This window comes from Nonomuraea coxensis DSM 45129 (genome assembly GCF_019397265.1).
In the GTDB taxonomy this organism is placed as follows: domain Bacteria; phylum Actinomycetota; class Actinomycetes; order Streptosporangiales; family Streptosporangiaceae; genus Nonomuraea; species Nonomuraea coxensis.
Genome location: NZ_CP068985.1, coordinates 3,157,717 through 3,177,776, shown reverse-complemented (window position 1 = coordinate 3,177,776; position 20,060 = coordinate 3,157,717). Strand labels below are relative to the sequence as shown.

Below are 20,060 nucleotides of genomic sequence, written 5' to 3'. Positions count from 1 at the left end.
TCTTATCCGAGCTGTTCGCGCACGTACGCGCGCCACCGTGCCGTCAGCGTGGCCGTGGAGAGCCCGAGCCCGGCGAGCGCCCGGTCGGCGCCGATCACCTGGGCCTCACGGTAAAGCCGTACCAGGCTCCCCTCACCGAACCGGTCCGCGAGGAAGCGACACGCCAGCCAGGCCTCCTGGTACGCCCGCGCGAGCCGCGCCGGGTCGCTCCCGTCGGCGGCGAAGGCGGCGGAGCCGGGCAGTGCGCCGGGCAGACGTCCGGCGCGCACCTCGTCCGCCAGCTCGGCGGCGGCCGTGCGCACCGGCAGCCCCGAGTCGCGGTAGCCGACGTAGTCGGCGAAGCCCTCGTACAGCCAGACCGGGAGGCGGTCGGTGCCGGCGGCGACGTGGGTGAGCTCGTGGGCCAGGACGACGTCCCTGCCGGTGGGGTTGAGGCGGGCGAAGACCTCGGGGACGACGATCACCCGGTCGCCGTCGGCCAGCGCGGCCAGCCCGTCGATCGGGCCCGTCCCGGCCAGGCGGGCCGCCTCGGCGGCCGAGGCGGGGACGACGACGAGAGGGCGTACGGGCTCGCCGAGGACCGCCCCGACGCGGAGCGCGGCGGCGTCGGCCAGCCGCGCCAGCTCGGCGAGCGAGACGGACGAGGCGGACACAGCGGGCGGGGCCGGCGAGGCGGGCGGGGCCGGCTCGGAAGTCTGCCCGACGACCACCGATCGCGTCCCTCGGACGGTGACGGTCTCCCCCGGCCACGGACCGGGCGCCGCGCCCTGAGGCGGCGCGGGAGCGGGCGCGAGCGGCGCGCTCGCGGCCGGGACGACGGCGAGGGCGGCGAGGAGCGGCACCAGGAGCACGAGGGCCGCCGGTGCGGCTCGCCGGCGTCGGCTCACCTGCTCGGACACGATGCACGATGGTAGCCGGGCGGGACGGGTGCCCGGGTGCGGAAAGGCGACAGCCCCGCCCGATCCCGTACGGGGATCGGGGCGGGGCTGTGGTCACATACCGGGACGTACCGCGCCGACGAAGGACGATTTACGCCATCCGCTCAGCTTGTCGATGCGCACCCGTTCGCCGGTCCTGGGCGAGTGGATCATCTTGCCCTTGCCGACGTACATGCCTACGTGGCCGAGCCCGCTGAAGAACATCAGGTCGCCTGGCTTGAGCTTCTTCCAGGAGACCTTCGTCCGGGTGCGGGCGAACTGGCTGCTCGCCACGCGCGGGAGCCTGACCCCGGCCTTCTTCCAGGCGTACTGGACGAGTCCGGAGCAGTCGAACGAGCCGGGACCCGTGCCGCCGTAGCGGTAGGGGTCGCCGATCTGGTTCTTGGCCACGGCGACGGCCCGGTGGGCCTTCGCCTGCTGCCGAGCGACCTTGCGCGCCTTGGCCGACCTGGCGGTCTTGACGGCTTTGGCGGTCTTGGCCGACTTCGACGACGTCGTGATGGTCTGCACCGTGGTCGCCGAGGTGATGGCCGCGTCGCTCGTCGTCGCCGCCTGAGCCGTCGGGGCATGGAGGATGGCGCCTCCGGCCGTCACGGTCATGGTGAGCGCCACGCCACCGAGGGCAAGGCGGGACAGACGGGGGTTGTGCGGGGAGGTAGACAGGATTTCTCCTTGAGACTTCCACGAACGCCTACCGGGTTAGCTGACGGATTCGGGCCTGGAAGTAGCCCTACGGCGCTTTCGAGCAGCGCCGATTCACCCCTGATCCCCTAGGGAGTGGGATCGGTGGTTCCCCGGCTCCGTGCTCCTGGCCGCACGGATTCGGCAGGTCGCCGCCCCTGCGAGGTGTCCTCAAGGGGATGTGCGGGGGGCGACCGGCGGATGAAGATCGCGGCGACATGGCGTGTCACCGCGAGGCCAGAAGCTACGCCGACAGGTCACGGATCGGCAAAGCGGACGGCGGCTTGTCAAGATCAGACAGGGGGTCGAGTCAGGACGGAAACCCCTGCTGGAACCCCGAGCTCCGTTACCGGAATGTGACCATACTCACACTTCTCAGAACACAGCCGAGTAAGGTGTGATTTGCCGGGTTTATGGCAGTTTGAGGGGCGTCAAGGGCGGATGGCGCCGACGAGCCGCCGCCCGTACGCGGACAGCTTGACGATCTTCACGACGTCGCCCGTCTGAGGCGCGTGCACGATCTGCCCGTTGCCCGCGTAGATGCTGACGTGTCCCAGCCCCTCGCTGAAGATCAGGTCACCGGGCTGGAGCGCGTCCAGGCTCACCCGGCGGCTCGCCCCCCACGCCCACTGCTGCCACGTCGTACGCGGCAGCGAGACGCCCGCGGCCCGCCAGGACGCCTGCGTCAGGCCGGAGCAGTCCCAGCCGCCCGGGCCCGTCCCGCCGAACACGTACGGCTTGCCGACCTGCGCGTAGGCGAAGCGCAGCACCGTGGCCGCGTTCCCCGACGCCGAGCCGGTGTACTTCACGCCGGCGCTGTTGGGGTTGCCGGGGTTGTAGGCGTTCAGCTTCTCCAGCAGCTTCTTCTGCTGGGCGATGAGCCTGAGGATCTCCGCGCGTTCCTTCTGGACCCCGTCGCGTTCCTTGTCGGCCACTTCCAGGGCCTTCTCCGCCTTGTCCCGCTCCGCCTTGAGCCCGCGGTTCTCCCGGTCGAAGGCGTTCAGCTTCTCGGCCCGCTCCTTGGAGACCTGGCCGGTCAGCGCGAGGCGGGCGAGGAAGTCGTCGGGGTCGTCGGCGCCGAGGAATCCCGGCAGGGACGTGATGTCGCCGCCGAGCTGGTAGCTGTCGACGGCCATGGTGATCACCTGCGCGCGCAGGTCGGCGACGGTGGCCAGCTTGCGCTTGTAGCTGTCGTTGAGGCCGGTGTAGGTGGATTTCGCCTTCTTGTACCGCTCGGTGGCCGTGTTGTAGCGGTCGACGACCTTGTCCGCCTTGTCGTTGAGCTTCTCCAGCTTGGCCTTGGCCTGGGCGAGGGTGGGTCTGGGATCGGCGATCGCGGCCCCGGTGGGGGAAAGCACCAGTCCGAACACGATCCCCGCGGCCACCGGCACCCGGCCAAACCTCACTGCGTCGCCTCCCAGGGGGTAAACATCTGGGGCGAATAGTACAGAAGTGGCGGGTGGGGTCTCACCTCAACGGGTAAAACCCATGATTCGTAATCTAGGCGCGACCAAGGCGGCGCAGCAGCAGGGCAGACGGAACCGGTCTGGCTCCCATGCGCCGCACCGATTCGGCCACCTCGCGGTCGGAGGACACGACGGCGATGGCCCGCCCCGGCGGCTCGACCCGGACGAGCTGCCGGATGAGGTCGTCGGCGATCTCCCCGGGGTCGCTGAAGAGCACCCGCACCCCGCGCGGCGCCACGACCTGCACGGGAGCGTTGAGCTCGGCCCCGTCGAAGACGACGGTCATCTCGACCCTGGTCTGCGCGGCCAGCCCGCCGAGGTTGGTCATGAGCCGGTTGCGCTGGTCGGCCAGGGTGAGCGTGCCGTAGCCGGTCTTGGTGACGTTGTAGCCGTCGATGATGAGGTGGATCTGCGGGATCGCGAGGAGCTGGTCGAGCAGTTGCGGGTCGTCGTCGGCCAGCGCCCGCGCGGGCACGCCGCGCACGCCCGGCCGCTCGCCGGGATGGGCCGCGACCGAGTCGGCGGGGCGGCTGATGGTCGCCGGCAGGCCGAGCTCCCTGCGCAGCCCGGCCGAGGCGTCCTGAAGGGCGTCGAGCAGCACCCTGATGCGGGCGTCCTCCAGGCTGCGGCCCTCGCGGGCGGCCCGGCGCGAGGCTTCGAGCTGCTTCTCCACGTCGGCCAGCCGCTCGCGCAGCCGGCGCAGCTCGGACTCGCCCGCGCTGCCCGCGGCCACGGCGGCGGTGCGGGCCTCCTCGGCCGCGCGTTCCATCTCCTCGGCCCTGGCGAGCGCGGCCTTGGCCCGCTCGCGGGCGTCGTGGAGCTTGCGCCGCAGGTCGGAGTTCTCGGCGCGGGCGGCCTTGATCTGCTCGCGCAGCCGGTCGGTCTCCTCCTTGGCGGCGCTCTTCTGCGCCGCGAGCTGCTCGCGCAGCCGGGAGACCACCTCCTCGCGCTCGGAGCCCTCGGCCGCCGCGGCGGACTGCTGGAGGTCGCTGCGGGCGAGCTCGATCATCTCCTCCCAGCCGGGCGGCCGGGTGAGGTAGGCCGCCGCGGCCACCAGCACGGGATCGGCCGCGGGCGGGACGTGGCCGTCGGCCAGCGAGGCGACCAGCTCGGGCCAGCCCGCGGCCACCGACTCGGCGACCAGCTCACGGAACTTCTTGTCGTTCTCCAGCTGGGCGGCGATGGGGGCGCTGCCCAGCTTGGCTCTTTTGCGCGCCTCGAACTTGGCGATGCCACGCAGCGGCGGGGGGACCGAGACAGCGGGCAGCGTCCCGAGAACCGTGGCCGCCAGGTCGACGACATTGAGCCGGACCTGCTCGGGAAGCGGGCGAGACAAGCCTTCACCCGCTGAACTCATCCCACTTGTCCCTTCGTGACATGCCCTTTCAGACAAGGGTACGGCTGCCGCGTACCTGACCGTAACGGCCACCCGTGTATGGACGAGCGCTTGGTCGGGGGTGTACGACAGGTGAACGGCAGGTGTTCACCAGGGAGGCCGACCGTGACCGAGCAGATGCGCACCTCCACCCGTGACCTGGAGGAACTCCGCGAGCAGGTGACCGCGTGGCTGCGCGGCAAGGTCGGCCAGGACGCCTCCGTCTCGGAGCTGGAGCGCCCGACCGACAACGGCATGTCGAGCGAGACCCTGTTCTTCACCGCGGACTGGGACGGACGGCGAACCCGCTGCGTGGCACGGCTGGCACCTGCGGGAGAAGCGGTTCCGGTCTTCCCCGAGTACGATCTGCGGTCACAGTTCGAGATCATGCGCTTGGCCAGGGAAAAAGCTGGAATCCCAGCGCCGAGGACCCTCTGGTTCGAGCCGGACCCGGCGCCGCTCGGCACCCCGTTCTTCGTCATGGAGCGCGCCGAGGGGCTGGTGCCGCCGGACCTGCCGCCGTACACGTTCGGCGGCTGGCTGTGCGAGGCGGCCCCCGAGGACCAGCGCAGACTCCAGGAGGCCGGCGTGGCCGTCGTGGCGGCGCTGCACCGGACCCCGTTCACCGCGGACGAACTGGCCGGTTTCGGACCGCCGGGCCTGCGCGCGCACGTGGACGCCCAGTACGCCTACTACCGGTGGGCGCACGGCCGGCGTCCCATCCCGCTGCTGGAGCGGGCCTTCGCCTGGCTGGAGGCGCACTGGCCGGAGCGGACGGGCCCCGACGTGCTGCTCTGGGGCGACGCCCGCATCGGCAACCTGATGTTCCGTGACTTCACGCCGGTCGCGGTGCTCGACTGGGAGATGGCCGCGGTGGGGCCGCGCGAGCTGGACCTCTCCTGGATGATCTTCCTGCACCGCTTCTTCCAGGACCTCACCGTCACCATGGGCCTGCCGGGCATGCCGGGCTTCATGCGCGCCGGGGACGTCTGCCGCACCTACCGGGAGCTCACCGGCCACGAGCCGCGCGACATGGGCTTCTACGAGATGTACGCCGCCCTGCGCCACGGCATCATCATGGCCAGGGTCTGGCAGCGCAGGATCCACTTCGGCGAGCAGCCCGACCCGGACGACCCCGACGACCTCGTGCTGCACCGGGCGACGATCGAGGCGCTGCTCGCCGCCTGAACGGGTCAGCCGGCGGCGTCGTAGACCAGCAGCGCCACCTGGACCCGGTTGTTGAGCGCCAGCTTGGTGAGGATGCGCGAGACGTGCGCCTTGACCGTGGGCACGCTCATGTACAGCTCGCGCGCGATCTCGGCGTTGGAGCGGCCCCGCCCCACGGCCAGCGCCACCTCCCGCTCGCGCTCGCTGAGCCGGGCGAGCAGCCGCCGGGCCCGTCCCGCGCGCTCCCCCGCGCCGCCGTCGGAGACGTGCGTGATGAGCTGCCGCGTCACGGCGGGCGACAGGATCGGCTCGCCCGCCGCGACCTTCCTGATCGCCCGCACGAGGTCGGCCGGGGCGATGTCCTTCAGCAGGAACCCGGCCGCCCCCGCGCGCAACGCCCGCAGCACCTGCGCGTCGGCGTGGAACGTGGTCAGCACCACCACCTCGGGCGGCGCGGCCGTCGCCCGCAGCGCCTCGGTGGCGGCGAGGCCGTCCACGGCCGGCATCCGGATGTCCATGAGCACCACGTCCGGGCGGTGCTCGGCGACCAGCGGCGGCACCTCCGCCCCGTCGGCGGCCTCGGCCACGATGGCGATGTCACCGGCGCCGCCCAGGATCATCGACAGGCCGGCGCGGACCATCGCGTCGTCGTCGACCACGAGCACCTTGATCACGATCTCTCCCCCGCCGCCCGCTCCGCCATCGGCTCCGCCGTCTCCTTCTCCGGCCAGGGCAGCCGGGCGCGCACCACGAACTCCCCCTCCGGCGTCGGGCCGTGCTCCAGCCGGCCGCCGGCCAGCTCCGCCCGCTCGGCCAGCCCGATGAGCCCGGCGCGCGCGCCCGGGATGCGCGGGAGGTGGCGGGCGCCGAGCGGGTTGCGGACCTCCGCCGACAGCTCCGCGCCCGGGACGCCCGTCACGGTCACGGTGACCGGCTGCCCCGCGGCGTGCTTGCGCGCGTTGGTGAGCGCCTCCTGCACGATCCGGTAGACGTTGCGGCCCAGCCCGTCGGGCGCGTCGTCCGCCCGCTGCTCCAGCCGGACGTCCATGCCGGCCTGCCGGCACTCCTCGACCAGCGAGGGCAGGTCGGCGAGCGTGGGCTGCGGCCGCTCGGGCACCTGGCCGTCGCCGTCGCCGTCGCCGTCGCCCGAGCCGGGGTGGCGCAGCACGCCGATCACCTGACGCAGGTCCTGGAGGGCGAGGTGGGCGCTGGCCCTGATCGCCCCGGCCGCGCGGGCGACGTCGGCGGCGGGAGCGTCGGGGCGGAACTCCAGCGCCCCGGCGTGCAGGCTGAGCATGGAGATGCGGTGGGCGAGCACGTCGTGCATCTCCCTGGCGATGCGCTCGCGTTCGAGCCGTTTGGCCTCCTCCGCGGCGCTCGCGGCGCGCTGCCGCAGCGACCAGATGAGCTGCCGCCTGGCCCGGACCACGATGCCCCAGGCGTAGACGGTCAGCAGCATGGCCGTCACGACGATGCCCCACGCCAGCGGCTCCATCCCGTCCTGCGGCCTGACCAGCAGGTACGGCGGGATCGTCGCGAGGTAGAGCAGCACCATCGGCCCGGAGACCTTGAACGGCCGGTGCACGGCCACGGTGAACAGCGCCACCAGCCCCGCCCCGCCGGCCAGCTCCAGGAAGGTCGAGACCACCATCAGGACCAGCGCGAGCGCGACCGGCCAGCGGCGGCGCAGCCACACCGACACGCACGACAGCGCGCCCGCGACCTGCTCGGTCAGCAGGAGCGCCGCCGGCTCGTCCTGCACCTCGGGCAGGCCGAGCAGCGTGATGGCGCAGGCGACCAGGAAGACCGCGACGTCCACGATCCAGTCGCGCGTGGAGCGGCGCACCGGCCGGCCCTCACCGCCGTCGCCGAGCAGCACCGACGGCAGGACCCATCGGTACTCGGGCACCGGCCCGTCGTCCACCCGCGCGTCGCTCACGTTCATCGAGGCTAGGCCCTGCCGAGGTCGCGGCGGTAGCGACCAAAGTCGATGCTCGCGAGACCTGCGGACGATGCGGGCCCGGCGGCCGGCGGGCGAGCCTTGTCCCGTGAGAACGATGCTGACGGTGCCCGGCTGGCTGCTGCTCCTGCAGGGCGCGGCCGGGCTGGGCAACTCGCTGCTCGGCCTGTGGCCGTGGACCGAGCGGCTGCTCGTGGTCAACCATCTGGGGTTCCTGCGCGGGCACGAGGTGTTCGCGGCCATCGTGATCGGCGTGCTCGGCTTCGTGCTGCTCGCCGTCGCGGACACGGTGTCACGGACGCGGGACGAGAAGGAGGGCGGATGACGGGGACGTCGATGCGCCCGCCGCGCAACCGGGCCGATCCGCGGGCGGTCGCGTGGTGGACGGCGCAGTGGCTCGTCCTCATGGTGCCGGTGACCGCGGCGGCGGGCTGGGCGTACTGGACGCTCACCGACCGGCCGGTGTGGCTGGGCGTGGTCGTGGCGGCGTTCGGGGCGGGCTGCCTGGCGCTGGCGGTCGCCGCGCCACGGGCGTCCTACCGGGTCGAGCGGTGGGAGGTCACCGACGACGCCGTCTACACCCGCAAGGGATGGCTGACGCACACCTGGCAGGTGGCGCCCATGTCTCGCGTCCAGCGGATCGACACCGCGCGGGGGCCGGTGCAGCGGTTGTTCGGGCTGGCGGACGTCACGGTGACCACGGCCTCGTCGGCGGGCGCGATCACCATCGCGGCCCTCGACCACCGGCTCGCCGCCGACCTGGCCGAACGCCTGACGGCCCGCACCCAGGCCACTCCAGGGGACGCGACGTGACCGCCGCGGGCGAGACCGGGCGGCAGGCGCCCCCCGGGCACACAGGGACCGGGCGCGCAGGGACCGGGCGCGCAGGGGCCGGGCGCGCAGGGACCGGGCGCGCAGGGGCCGGGCGCGCAGGGGCCGGGCGCGCAGGGGCCGGGCGCGCAGGGGAGGAATCCGGCTGGCGGGCGCCGGCCGGGCGGTCGGTCGTGGCGTCGGCGGTCAAGTCGCTGGCGCTCGTCGCACCCGCCGTGATCGGGCTGGTGCGCCTGTTCACCGGAGCCGGGTGGCCGGTCTGGGGGCTGGCCGTGGCGTGTGCGGCGGCGGCGGTGCTCATCGTGGGGGGCGTGGCGGCGTACGACGTGGCCCGGCTCAGGTCCACGCGCTGGCGGCTGACCGGCGAACGGCTGGAGCTGCGCACCGGCATCGCGGTGCGGCGGGCCCGCGCGATCCCGCGCGACCGGGTGCGGAGCGTGGACCTGCGGGCCGACCCGGTGCTGCGGATGCTCGGGCTGACCGTGGTGAAGGTCGGCACCGGCGAGCGCGCGGCCGACGGCGACGAGCTGACGCTGGACCCGCTGACCAGGGGGGACGCCGAGACGCTGCGCCGTACGCTGCTGCGCGGCGCGGCGGCGGACGAGCAGCCGGGCCGCGACGCGCCGCTGGCCGAGCTGCGGTGGTCGTGGATCCGCTACGCGCCGCTGACGGTGTGGACCTTCACCGGCGCGGTGACGGTGCTGGGCGTGGCGTACCAGGCGGCGGAGCGGCTGGGGCTGGAGGACCTGGCCGAGCGGGCGGCCGGGCCGGTGTGGGAGTGGGTGGCCGGCCACCCGCTGCCCGCCGCCGCGCTGCTGCTGGCCGCGAACCTCGTCGCGGGCGCGCTGGGGGCGGTGCTGCTGTTCGCCGAGTCGTGGGGGCGCTACCGGCTCGACCGCGAGCCCGGACGGCTCCGGCTGCGGCGCGGCCTGCTCACCGCCCGCTCGCTGACGCTGGAGGAGCGGCGGCTGCGCGGCGTGGAGGTCAGCGAGCCGCTGCTGCTCCGGCTGGGCGGCGGGGCCCGCGTCAAGGCGATCGCCACCGGCCTCGGCACGGCCGCCGACGGCGGGACCGAGGACGTCGGCGCGCTCGCCCCGCCCCTTCCTCGTCTCCTGGCCTGGGGCCTGGCCGGCGCCATCGCGGGGAGGGACGGCGGGGAGGCCGGGCTGGTACGGCATCCGCCCGCCGCGCGGCGGCGGCGGGTCGTGCGCGCGGCCGTGGCCGTGGCGGTGCCGGCCGCCGTGGCGGGGGTGGTGTCCTGGTCTCTGCCGTGGCCGTCGGCCTGGGCGTGGGCGGTGCCGGCCGTGGCGGCGCCGGTCGCGTGGTGGGGCGCCGTGACCGGGGCGCGCAGCCTCGGGCACGCCCTCGCCGGGCGGCACCTGATCACCCGGCACGGGGCGGTGGTCCGGCGTACGGTCGCGCTGGAGCGGGCGGGCATCTCGGGCTGGACGATCACCGAGTCGTTCTTCCAGCGGCGGGCCGGCCTGGTGACGGTCTCGGCCGCCACCGCCGCGGGCGACGGCCACTACGAGGTCCTGGACGTGGGCCGCGGCGACGGGCTCGACCTGGCCGCGCGGGCGGTCCCGGGCCTGCTGGAGCCGTTCCTGACCAGGCCGGCGGGCGAGCCTGCCTCAGGGGGAAAAGGGAGAGCCGCGTGACCTCGTCGTTTGCCCATGCCCCTGTAGTGGGCAAATCAGGTCCCGCGGCTCAAAGCCTGCAGACATAACGGTATTTGGCCCACTTGCAACCGAGTTGCAGCCGTATTAACCGTTGACGGCAGATCATCGGTCAGGAGATGATCCGCGAATGGCGCCAGGACCCGCGCTCGCCTGCCGCGCCCTGAGCTGCCAGGCAGGCGGGCGGACGATCGTCGAGGATCTCACCCTGGAGTTCGAGCCGGGCGAGCGCGTAGCGCTGATGGGCCCGTCAGGCTCCGGGAAGACGACGCTGCTCACCACGCTGGCCGGCCTCCTGCCCCCCGCCGCCGGCCGGGTGCTGGTCGGCGGCGTGCCGCTGGACGAGCAGCCCGAGCTGCGGGCCGGGCTCGCGCTCGTCTTCCAGTCGTACGGGCTGCTGAGCCTGCTCACGGCCGCCGAGAACGTCGAGGTCGCGCTACGGGCGGCCGGCCGCCCCCCGCGCGAGGCGATGCGGCTGGCGGCGGAGGCGCTGGACCGGCTGCGGGTGGCGCGGTTCGCCGACCATCTGGTCGAGGAGCTGTCCGGAGGCCAGCAGCAGCGCGTGGCGGTGGCGCGGGCGCTGGCGCTGCGGCCCCGGGTGCTGCTGGCCGACGAGCCCACGGCCGAGCAGGACGCCACACACCGCGCCCTCGTCCTGGACGAGCTGCTCGCGATCGCCGCGCGGGGCACCACGCTGGTGCTGGCCACCCACGACCCTGAGGTGGCCGAACGCTGCGACCGGGTGGTCGAGCTGCGGGCGCTGGCCGCCTCCCGGCGGGCGAGGAGGAGCCGGTGAGCCTCGTCAGGTGCGACGGCGTCGTACAGATCTACCGGGCGCAGGACGTCGAGGTCGTCGCGCTGCGCGACGTGGACCTGACGATCGCCGCGGGCGAGACGGTCGCGCTGCTCGGGCCGTCGGGCGCGGGCAAGTCGACCCTGCTGTGGCTGCTGGCCGGGCTGCTGCGGCCGAGCGCGGGCCGCCTGTGGCTGGACGGCGCGGACCTCGGCAGGCTCGACCAGCGCAGGCTGGACCGGCTGCGGGCCACGCACATCGGCATGGTGCTGCAGAACCCGGCGCGCAACCTCATCGGCCACCTGTCCGCCGCCCAGAACGTCGCCTTCGCCCAGCGCGCCGTCCGCCGCGACCGGCGGCGGGCGCGCGAGCTGCTGGGCCGGGTCGGCCTGGCCGACGCGGCCGACCGCCCCGCCGGGCGGATGTCGGGCGGCGAGCAGCAGCGCCTCGCGCTGGCCGTGGCGCTCGCCAACGCCCCCAGACTGCTGCTCGCCGACGAGCCCACCAGCCAGCTCGACGAGGAGTCCGGGCGGCGGGTGATCGAGCTCGTCCGGGACGCCGCCGCCGACGGCACGACCGCCGTCGTCGTCACCCACGACCCCGCCGTGGGTGAGGCGCTGGACCGTACCGTGACGATCAGGGACGGCCGGGTCGGCGCGGAGGGCCGGCGCGGCGAGGACTTCGTGGTCGTCGGCAGGGAGGGCGCCGTGCAGGTGCCGCCCGAATACCACCATCTGCTCCCGCCCGGCTCCATGGCGAGGATCGAGGAGCTCCAGGACGGCATCGCGCTGCGGAGGGCCGAACCGTGATCCTGCGCGGTCTCTGGGAACGCCGCACGCTCTCGCTGGTCGTGCTGCTCATCGCGGTCGTGCCGATCGCCTCGGCGGCCGTCGGCCCGATCTACGCCGCCGCCGCCCGCACCACCATCGCTCGCGAGGCGCTCGCGGCGGCCCCGGTCGAGGGCCGCGGCTGGCGCTACACCACGACCGAGGGCGACATCGAGGCCAAGGTGGCCGCGTTCACGGCGGGCGCGGACTTCACCACGCCGCCGATCCACGGCATCGAACTCACCAGCGGCCGGCGCGACGACGAGCGCTCGTTCTCGCTGGTGTGGCAGGACGGGCAGTGCGCGCACCTGACACTCGTGGAGGGCCGCTGCCCGCGCGCCGGCGGCGAGGTGATGGCGAGCCAGGCGACCGGGTTCGCGGTGGATGACACCGTCGAGCTGACCACGGTCATGAAGAGCGGCCCCGGCACCACCGGACGCGAGTCCGCGCCGCTGACCGTCGTCGGCCTCTACCGGCCCGGCTCGGCGGCCGACCCGTTCTGGTTCGGGCGGACGCTGTTCTCCCCCACCGGCGAGGCGAGCCAGGACAAGGCCGACGCGCTGTTCACGGTGCCGGAGACCCGGCTTGAGACGTACATCGTCAGCTCCGGCGTCGCCATCGGCTCCACCGCCGCGTCGGGCGGCTGGACCGACTACGCGGTCATCGGCATCGATCCCGCCCGCTTCGACGGCGCCGACCTGGACCGGCTGACCGCCATGCAGGCCGCGGCCGAGGCGGCGGGCCGCGACAGCCGCGTCATCGTCTACTCCCGGCTGGCCGACACGCTCAAGGTCATGACCGACAACGCCGGCGCGCTCGGCGTCCCGACGCTCCTGGTGATCGCCCAGCTCGTCGGGCTCGGCTGGATGCTGCTCTTCCAGACCGTCGGCGATCTCGTACGCGCCCGCGGCCCGGAGATCGCGCTGGCCCGGCTGCGCGGCCTGCGCAGGGCGCGGGTGTGGCTGTTCGCGCTGGCCGAGCCGCTGCTGCTGCTGGCCGCCGCGGTGCCGCTCGGGCTGCTCGCCGGGCACCTCGCCGCGGGCGCCATGATCGGCGCGCTGCTGCCGCCCGGCATCCCGGCGTCCTTCCCGCCCGAGGCCGCGCTGGCCGGGGTGGCGGCCATGCTGGGCGGGCTGCTGGCCGCCGCGCCGGTCGCGTGGCGGGTGGCCACCCGGCCGGTCACCGAGGAGTGGCGGCGCACCCCGCGCCGCTCGGCGCGCGGCTGGGTGCTGGACGCCGTGGTCCTCGCGATCACCGCGCTGGGGCTGGTCGAACTGCTGGCCACCGGCGTGCTCACCGACGTGTCCGGACGCGGTTCGAGCGCGCTGGCGGTGCCGGGGCTGATCGCGCTCGGCGTGGCGCTGCTGGCCGGGCGGGCGCTGCCCGTGCTCACCCGGCGGCTGTTCGGGGTCACCCGCAGGCGGGGCGGGCTCGGGCCGTTCCTGGCGCTGCGGCAGGTGGCGCGGGGGCCGGTCACGGCGGGCAGCGTGGTGGTGCTGGGGGCGGCGTTCGGGCTGGCCACGTTCGCGGTGTCGGCGTGGAGCGCCACGTCGGGCGACTACGCCGAGACGGCCAGGTTCCACAACGGGGCGGTCACCGCGATCACCGTGCGGCCGGTCGAGCCGCGCGAGCTGATCGCCGCCGTGACCGCCGCCGATCCGGGCGGGCGGACCGCCGCGCCCGTGATCACCGTGCCGGGGCCGCCGCAACTGGTCGCCGCCGATCCCGCGCGGCTGGCCGCCATCGGCGCGGCCTGGCGTCCCTCGCTGGCCGGGGGCACGTCGCTGGAGCGGGCCGCCGCCGCGCTGGAGACGCCGCGGACGCCGCGCGTGTGGGTGCGCGGCGACCGCTTCCGCGTCCGGCTCCAGCACGACCTGCCGCCGGAGGGCTGGCGGATCCGGCTGTCGGCGGTGCTCCGCGTGCCGGGCACGCTGCGGCCTGCCCAGCTCCCGCTCGGCGAGCTGTCCGGCACGTCCGGCACGCCCGCGTGGAACCTGCCGCCCGCCTGCGAGCGCGCGGCGTGCGAGCTGCGCGCCCTGCGCGGGGAGCCGGTGCCGCCGCCCGAGTACGAGCGGCCCGCCTACGTACGGGTGACCGTCGCCGGGCTGGACGTGCGCGAGCAGGGCCGCTGGCGGTCGCTGGAGCTGCCCGCCTGGCGGGTGGACGAGGACCCGGACGCGCGCGACGGCACCTTCGCCGTCACCGACAACGGCAACCAGACGCTGCGCCCGGACACGTACGCGCCGGAGCCGGCCGCCGTCGTCGTCGGTCCCGTCGGCAGGAAGGCGGTGCCGGGCCTGGACAGCGGCTACGCCACGCCGGTCCGCGCCGCCGTCACCTCCGCCGCCGCGCCGGGGTTGACCGAGGCGGGCGTCCTGATGGACCTGGAGCAGGCCGACAGGATCGCGTACGGGGTGCACGAGAAGGCCGTCCACCAGGTGTGGACCCGGCTGTCCGACACCGCCGCGCTGGAACGCGAGCTGGAGCGCCAGGGCCTGTCGGTCGTGTCGCGGCGGACCGTGGCGGAGCTGACCGCGTCCTTCGCCGGTCAGGGGCCGGGGCTGGCGCTGTTGCTGCTGCTGGTCTCCGCGCTCGCCGCCGCCGCGCTCGCGCTCGGGCGGACCGTCCTCGCCCTGCACACGGCGGCCAGGAGACGCGGCTACGAGCTGGCCGCGCTGGAGGCGGCGGGCGCCCGGGCGGCCGCGCTGCGGGTCTCGCTCCTGCTGGAGCAGGTGATCACGGTGGCCGCCGGCACGCTCGCCGGGCTGGCGGCCGGACTGCTCGCGGCCTGGGCGGCGCTCGGCCGCATCCCGCAGTTCGCCGCCGCGCCGGTGACGCCGCCGCTGCCGCACGACGTGGCGGCGGCGCCCGTCGCGCTCGTCGTGGGCGCCGCCCTGCTGGTCAGCCTCGTGGCCGCGGCGGTGGTGTCGGAGCTGCTGCTGCGCGGCGTACGGGTCGAACGCCTGCGCGACGCCCCCGCCTGACCGCGGCCTTCAGCTCCCGACGGGCCGCCTGGTCATCTCCGCCATGAACGCCCTGGCCATCGTCAGCGCCCCGCCCATGGCCTCCTTCTCGGACATGAACCGGACCTTCGGCGAGTTGGTCGGCACGTCCTTCGGCCGCTGGTGGCCGGAGTAGTCGACGCGCACCACCACCGCGCCCTTGCGCATGAGCACCGTGCCGCTGGAGGCCGCCACGTCACTGCGCCTGGTCTGCACGAACTGCTGGTACGCCTGGTCGCCCAGGTCCGTACGGTCGACCAGCTTGCCCCAGGTGATGCCTCCCAGGGACGAGCTCGCCATGTTCTTGTCGCCGCCGCGCTCGGTGGCGTAGTACGACTTGGCGCCGCTCTCGTCGGTCTGGCCGGTACGGTCGCTGAAACGGTGGATCGTGATCAGCACGCTGCGGATCTTCTTCGTGTCCGCGTCGTCGCCCGGCAGGTCGAGGTTGAGCCAGCGGCACTCGGTCTGGCTGTCGCCGCCGTCCTCCAGGCCGCGCGCCCGCGTGGCCGGGCTCGGCACCAGCTCGGTGGCCTTCGCGCCGACGGCCGTGCAGGCCGTGGGGAACGCGGCCAGCACGGTCGGCGAGGCCGACGCCTTCGGGCTGGGTGAGGCGGTGACGGCGGGCTGGTCGGCCTTGGCCAGCACGTCCGGGTTCTTCGCCTGCCAGGCCGCCACGCCCTTGGCGAAGTACGCGACCAGGCCGCTCACCTCGCGCAGCGCGTTCTCCTCGGTGATCGACTGCCGGGTCTCGGCCGACAGGATCCGGGCGTCCTTCTTCTGCTGGTCGGCCTGGAACCTGACCTTGATCGTGAAGTCGCCGACGCGGGCGGTCGCGGTGCCGTACGAGTACCACAGCAGCTTGTCGCGCCGCCACGTGTACTGGGCGAACGCGCCCTCGCCAACGCCGGGGACGTCCTTGAGCGGGGAGACGTACTCCTTCTCGTCCGGGTCGAGGGACGGCTTCGCCGTGGCGGCGTACTTGCCGCCGCGGTACTCCACCTCGTAGGAGTTCTGGGCCATCGTGCGGCCGGTCTTGGCGCCCTCGCCGCGGTACTGCGCGAGCTTGACGTCGATCTCCCTGCTGCGCCAGTACTCGCCGAAGGAGATGCGGCGGTTGACCCAGTTGCAGCCGAAGTCGACGGTGTACTCGCTGTCGCGGGAGGACCTGGCGACGGTGGCGCCGGGCACCAGGCGGTCGGCCTCCTCCTTGGGCAGCATGGCGCACACGTCAGGGCCCTTCGCGCCGGAGCCGGCGGCGGTGGCCGAGGACGACGCCGCCGTCCGGCCGCCCGCGTCCGGCGAGCCCGCGGGGCCGTCGCCGGAGGTGAGCACGAACACGCCCACGCCCCCGGCCGCCACCAGCACCACCACGCCGGCGGCCAGCGCCGGCATCAGCCACCCCGGCCGCCGGCCCGGGCCGGGCGCCGACGGCACCTGCGGCACGGTGGGAGCCGTGGGCGGCATCTGAGGCGACGCCCCCCACCCCTGCCCCCCTGCCTGGGGGGAGTCCCACCCCTGCGGCCCCGACGAGTACGGACCAGACGCCTGCGGCCCCGACGGCTGTGGGCGGGGTGCCTGGGACCCGGGCTGCTGTGGGCGGGACGCCTGCGGGCCCCATGGCTGCTCGCCCCACGGTTGCTCGCCCCACGGTTGCTCGCGCCAGGGCTGCGCGTCCGGCGGCGGTGGGTCCGACGGCTGGTAGCCCTGCTGGGGCGTCCCAGGAGGCGGCGGCCCGTAGTACGGCGGGCCTTGCGGAGGCGAGCCCGGAGGCGACCCGTGGAACCCACCCTCCTGGGCGGCCCCGGGAGGCGGCCCCTGAGCAGGACCGTAGGGCGCGCCCTGCGGAGGTAAGGCGTAGGACGGGCCCGGGGAAGGGGCGTAATCGCCTTGAGACGGGCTGTAGGGAGCGTGCGGCGGCGTCGCGGGAGGCGGCGGTGGCCCAGGGTGGGCGACCGCGCCGGGCGGGGCCGGCAGCACGCCGGGGCCTCCACCCCCTGGGCTCATAGGCGGTACGCCGGGACCTCCGGCCCCTGGGCCGGCCGGCGGCACGGCCTGCGGCACGGCCGGCGGCACGGCCTGCGCGCCATAGGGCCCGCCCGCGCCGCCCTGCGGGTTGTAGCCGTCCGGGGGCCCGTAGCCGCTGCGGGGCCCGTACGGCGTGTCCTGGGGGCCGGACGGCGGGTCGTCGCCGGGGTCGCCGTCCTGCCCAGGGTACGGGTACGGGGTCGTCGGCGGCTCGTACGCGCTTCCGGGGTTCACTGGGACTCCTGGGGTCGCCCTGACTTGCGGGAGAACATGCTAGTCACACCCCTTGCAGGACGCTGCGACGTTCGTCACGGCGCGGGTCATCTGTTCAGGGCCGCGGCCACCAGCCGGGCCGCGGCGACCGCGGTCTCCTTGTCCGCCGCTCTCGACGCGGGGACGTCTTCACGGTGCCACACCACTTCGCCGAGCAGGTTACTCGTCCGGAAGAGCAGCACGCTGTCGGATCGACCGGTTTTGTTGGTGTTGATGTAGAACGTGAAGCTGTTCTGCAGGATGGCCGCCTCCGCGATCCCCGGCACCTCGGACACCCCGCCGCGCACGCCACGCCCTTCCTGACCCTTGCCCGCCGCGCGGGTGGCCTTCTCGCTGGCGAAGCGCCGCTGCGCCACCTGCGGCCCGCCGAGGTCGCCGTCCGGCTTCTCCGCCCAGGCGCGTACGGTGAGCGTGCGCCCCGGCTCCTCGCGCACGATCCACTGGCACTCCCCCGGCCGGCTCGCGTTGCGCGTCGGCGCGACCTTCGTGAGCTCCGCGGCCTGGGCGTCGGTCAGCAGCGTGCACGGGTCTGGCGCGGCGGCGTACCGGCCGGCGTCGGGCTGGGGGCGGAGGGCCGAGAGCGCGTACCAGCCGCCGGCGCCGAGCAGCACGACGGCGGCGGCACCGAGCGCGGCGGGCAGCAGCCACCGGGGCCGGCCCCGCGGCTCGGGGGCGGCGTCGACCAGGGGCGTGAGCGCCTGCCTGATCTGCGGCGCGGTGGGACGTGCCGCGGGGTTCTTGGCGAGCATGGCCATCAGCAGGCCGCCGAGGCGCCGCCCCGCCCTGGCCGGGAACGGCGGCTCGTGCAGCAGCACCGCCGCCGTCACCGCGGCGGGCAGGTCGCGCTCGAACGGCGCCCGCCCCTCCACCGCCGTGTAGAGGCTCGCGCCGAGCGACCACAGGTCGGAGGCGGGTCCTGAGGGCTGCTCGTTGAGGCGCTCAGGGGCCATGTAGCCGGGCGAGCCCGCGGTGCCCGCCGGCTCTCCCTGGCCGCCCTGGCCGCCCATGGGGGCCGCGATGCCGAAGTCGGTGAGCATGGCCGAGCCGTCGGCGTCGAGCAGGATGTTGCCCGGCTTGACGTCCTGGTGCAGCATGCCGTGGGCGTGCGCGACCTCCAGCGCCGACAGCACGCGCAGCCCGATCCTGGCCACGGCGCCGGGCGGCAGCGGGCCCCGCTCCTTGATGAGCTGGTCGAGCGAGCGGCCGGTGACGAGGTCCATGATGATCCACGGCTGGTGGCCCTCCAGCACGACGTCGTGCACGAGCACGATCGCCGGGTCGCGCAGCCGGCCGGCGGAGCGGGCCTCGTGGATGGCCCGGCCGGTGAACCGCGCCCGCTCGTCGGGGGTGAGGCCGTCGGGGACGCGCACCTGCTTGACCGCGACCTGGCGGTCGAGCATCTCGTCGATGGCCCGCCACACGGTGCCCGCGCCGCCCTGGCCGAGCCGCTCGATCAGCCGGTAGCGGCCGGCCAGCAGGTAGAGGTCATGCGGCATGGCGCAACGCCTGCTCGCTCGCCCGGGCGGCCTTCAGCGCCGTCTGCCTGACGTCCTCGTCGGTCGGCCGGTCGGACAGGGTGGAGTACTCGACGCTGACGACGAGGTTGGCCAGCCGGTAGTAGACGTGCGCGGAGTGCACCCGCCCGGTGGGCCCCTTCAGCTCGAAGCCGAACGCCTCCTCCCCGACGCCGGCGATCGGCCGGATCGGCGTGAGCGTGGCCTTCCTGGAGGTCTTGACGCCGATCTCCGGCCAGGTCCAGTCGACGCTGGTGTACTTGCCCCAGTAACGCCTCTGGTTCTGGAACAGCGTGCGGGCCGTGGCCGGGGTCATCGACCACGGGTCGACGGTGTCGGAGTCCTTCTGCACCTGCAGGCCCACGCCGGAGCCGGAGACGGGCCAGCCGCACTTGGGCCCGACCTCGTCGGAGCCGGGCTGCGGCTCGGGCGGGGCGGCGGTGAGCAGCAGCCGGCCCACCTCCTCGGCGGCGAGCAGCGTGCACACGTCCATGGGGGCGGTGAACGCGGCCGGCACGTCGTCGCCGCCGCTCAGCCCGCGTACGGCGAGGAAGCCGCCGGCGGCCAGCACCGCCGCGAGCGCCACGGACGCCGCGACCCACACCACGGCCCGCCCCCGCCCGGGGGCCTTGCCAGGCACGGTGACGCTCTGGTCGGCGGGCAGCTCGGGGAGGGGGCGTCCGGCGGCGACCTGGCGCAGCGCGGACACGACCGCCCGCGGGCCGGGGCGGGCGGCCGGATGGTGCGCCATCATGGCGGCGATCAGCGGGCCGAGCGGGCCCGGCGCGACCGGCGGCGGCGACAGCAGCGTGGCCTGCACCCGCTGGGCGGCCGAGCCGCCGTAGGCGGGCACGCCGGCGACCGCGACGTAGAGGGTGGCGCCGAGCGACCACAGGTCGGCGGCCGGGCCGCCGGGCCGGCCCTCCAGCCGCTCGGGGGCGATGAAGCCGGGCGAGCCGATCATCAGGCCCTGCTCGGTGAGCGTGGCCTGGCCCTCCTGGCGGGCGATGCCGAAGTCGGTGAGCACGACCCGGCCGCTCTCGGTCAGGAACACGTTGCCCGGCTTGACGTCGCGGTGCTGCATGCCCTGGGCGTGCGCGGCCGTCAGCGCCTCCAGCACGTCGGCGCCCACGCGGGCGGCGTGCTCGGCGGGCATGGGCCCGAACTCGCGGACGGTGTCGCCGAGGGTGCGGCCCCGCAGCAGCTCCATGACCAGCCACGGACGGTCGTTCTCGACCACCACGTCGTGCAGGGCGACGATGCCGGGGTGGCGCAGCCGCGCGGTGGCCTGCGCCTCGCGCACCGCGCGCTTGACCGAGTCGGCCCGCTCCTTGGGAGCCATGCCCTCGGGCAGTGTGAGCTCCTTGACCGCGACGTCGCGGTCGAGCATCTCGTCCCTGGCCAGCCACACCTTCCCCATGCCGCCCGCGCCCAGCGGGCGCAGCAGGGAGTAGCGGCCGGCGAGTCTTCCCGCCGACATAAAGGGAAGGGTAACCAACGATCAAGAGGGATGGTTATTCCATCCTGTCGGT

At 74.8% G+C, this 20,060-nt stretch carries 16 protein-coding genes and 1 riboswitch; of the genes, 7 read left to right on the top strand and 9 right to left on the bottom strand.

Annotated elements, in window-relative coordinates:
* Positions 1-2: 2 nt before the first annotated feature.
* The 4 genes from Nocox_RS14775 to Nocox_RS14760 form a co-directional block, all read right to left on the bottom strand.
* Positions 3-899 carry a gluzincin family metallopeptidase gene (locus Nocox_RS14775; protein WP_157382875.1) on the bottom strand — a complete coding sequence of 299 codons (897 nt, stop codon included), beginning with the start codon at positions 897-899 and terminating at the stop codon, positions 3-5.
* Between the two features lie 93 nt (positions 900-992).
* Positions 993-1,550, bottom strand: coding sequence for a C40 family peptidase (locus Nocox_RS14770; protein WP_020541619.1), 558 nt, complete (start codon positions 1,548-1,550; stop codon positions 993-995).
* Between the two features lie 61 nt (positions 1,551-1,611).
* Positions 1,612-1,776, bottom strand: a riboswitch (cyclic di-AMP (ydaO/yuaA leader).
* 274 nt (positions 1,777-2,050) lie between these two features.
* Positions 2,051-3,025 carry a C40 family peptidase gene (locus Nocox_RS14765; RefSeq protein ID WP_026214007.1) on the bottom strand — a complete coding sequence of 325 codons (975 nt, stop codon included), beginning with the start codon at positions 3,023-3,025 and terminating at the stop codon, positions 2,051-2,053.
* Between the two features lie 94 nt (positions 3,026-3,119).
* Entirely contained in the window at positions 3,120-4,421 is a 1,302-nt protein-coding gene (locus tag Nocox_RS14760; RefSeq protein ID WP_020541617.1) for an NYN domain-containing protein, read from the bottom strand.
* A 165-nt stretch (positions 4,422-4,586) separates the two neighbouring features.
* Here Nocox_RS14760 and Nocox_RS14755 point away from each other — a divergent pair, with 165 nt between their 5' ends.
* Entirely contained in the window at positions 4,587-5,648 is a 1,062-nt protein-coding gene (locus tag Nocox_RS14755; protein WP_020541616.1) for a phosphotransferase family protein, read from the top strand.
* A gap of 5 nt (positions 5,649-5,653) precedes the next feature.
* Here Nocox_RS14755 and Nocox_RS14750 read toward each other — a convergent pair whose 3' ends face one another.
* Both Nocox_RS14750 and Nocox_RS14745 read right to left on the bottom strand, forming a co-directional pair.
* Positions 5,654-6,268, bottom strand: a complete 615-nt coding sequence (locus tag Nocox_RS14750) for a response regulator (protein WP_246649864.1) — start codon at positions 6,266-6,268, stop codon at positions 5,654-5,656.
* Positions 6,269-6,297: 29 nt separating this feature from the next.
* On the bottom strand, positions 6,298-7,572 hold the full coding sequence (locus tag Nocox_RS14745; RefSeq protein WP_051112476.1) for a sensor histidine kinase: 1,275 nt from the start codon (positions 7,570-7,572) through the stop codon (positions 6,298-6,300).
* A gap of 103 nt (positions 7,573-7,675) precedes the next feature.
* On the opposite strand from Nocox_RS14745, the gene Nocox_RS14740 reads away from it, so the two are divergent.
* The 6 genes from Nocox_RS14740 (at position 7,676) to Nocox_RS14715 (ending at position 14,698) form a co-directional block, all read left to right on the top strand.
* Positions 7,676-7,912: a hypothetical protein gene (locus Nocox_RS14740; RefSeq protein WP_157382873.1), complete on the top strand. Its 237-nt coding sequence runs from the start codon at positions 7,676-7,678 to the stop codon at positions 7,910-7,912.
* Positions 7,909-8,400: a PH domain-containing protein gene (locus Nocox_RS14735; protein WP_020541612.1), complete on the top strand. Its 492-nt coding sequence runs from the start codon at positions 7,909-7,911 to the stop codon at positions 8,398-8,400. The genes Nocox_RS14740 and Nocox_RS14735 overlap by 4 nt, the downstream gene beginning before the upstream one ends.
* A 191-nt stretch (positions 8,401-8,591) precedes the next feature.
* A complete protein-coding gene (locus Nocox_RS14730; RefSeq protein ID WP_020541611.1) occupies positions 8,592-10,076 on the top strand; it encodes a PH domain-containing protein in 1,485 nt (494 codons plus the stop codon).
* A 148-nt stretch (positions 10,077-10,224) separates the two neighbouring features.
* Positions 10,225-10,890, top strand: a complete 666-nt coding sequence (locus tag Nocox_RS14725) for an ATP-binding cassette domain-containing protein (RefSeq protein ID WP_020541610.1) — start codon at positions 10,225-10,227, stop codon at positions 10,888-10,890.
* A complete protein-coding gene (locus tag Nocox_RS14720) occupies positions 10,887-11,696 on the top strand; it encodes an ABC transporter ATP-binding protein (protein WP_020541609.1) in 810 nt (269 codons plus the stop codon). Before Nocox_RS14725 ends, Nocox_RS14720 begins: the two co-directional genes overlap by 4 nt.
* A complete protein-coding gene (locus Nocox_RS14715) occupies positions 11,693-14,698 on the top strand; it encodes an FtsX-like permease family protein (RefSeq protein WP_020541608.1) in 3,006 nt (1,001 codons plus the stop codon). Before Nocox_RS14720 ends, Nocox_RS14715 begins: the two co-directional genes overlap by 4 nt.
* Before the next feature lie 9 nt (positions 14,699-14,707).
* On the opposite strand, the gene Nocox_RS14710 is transcribed toward Nocox_RS14715, so the two are convergent.
* From Nocox_RS14710 to Nocox_RS14700, 3 genes are all read right to left on the bottom strand, one after another.
* Positions 14,708-16,180, bottom strand: a complete 1,473-nt coding sequence (locus Nocox_RS14710) for a hypothetical protein (RefSeq protein ID WP_026214004.1) — start codon at positions 16,178-16,180, stop codon at positions 14,708-14,710.
* Positions 16,181-17,061: 881 nt separating this feature from the next.
* Complete coding sequence (locus tag Nocox_RS14705; protein ID WP_020541607.1) at positions 17,062-18,510, bottom strand: serine/threonine-protein kinase; 1,449 nt, start codon at positions 18,508-18,510, stop codon at positions 17,062-17,064.
* The gene (locus tag Nocox_RS14700; RefSeq protein ID WP_020541606.1) at positions 18,500-20,008 is read right to left on the bottom strand and encodes a serine/threonine-protein kinase; all 1,509 of its coding nucleotides are present in this window, start codon (positions 20,006-20,008) and stop codon (positions 18,500-18,502) included. The genes Nocox_RS14705 and Nocox_RS14700 overlap by 11 nt, the downstream gene beginning before the upstream one ends.
* Positions 20,009-20,060 lie beyond the last annotated feature (52 nt).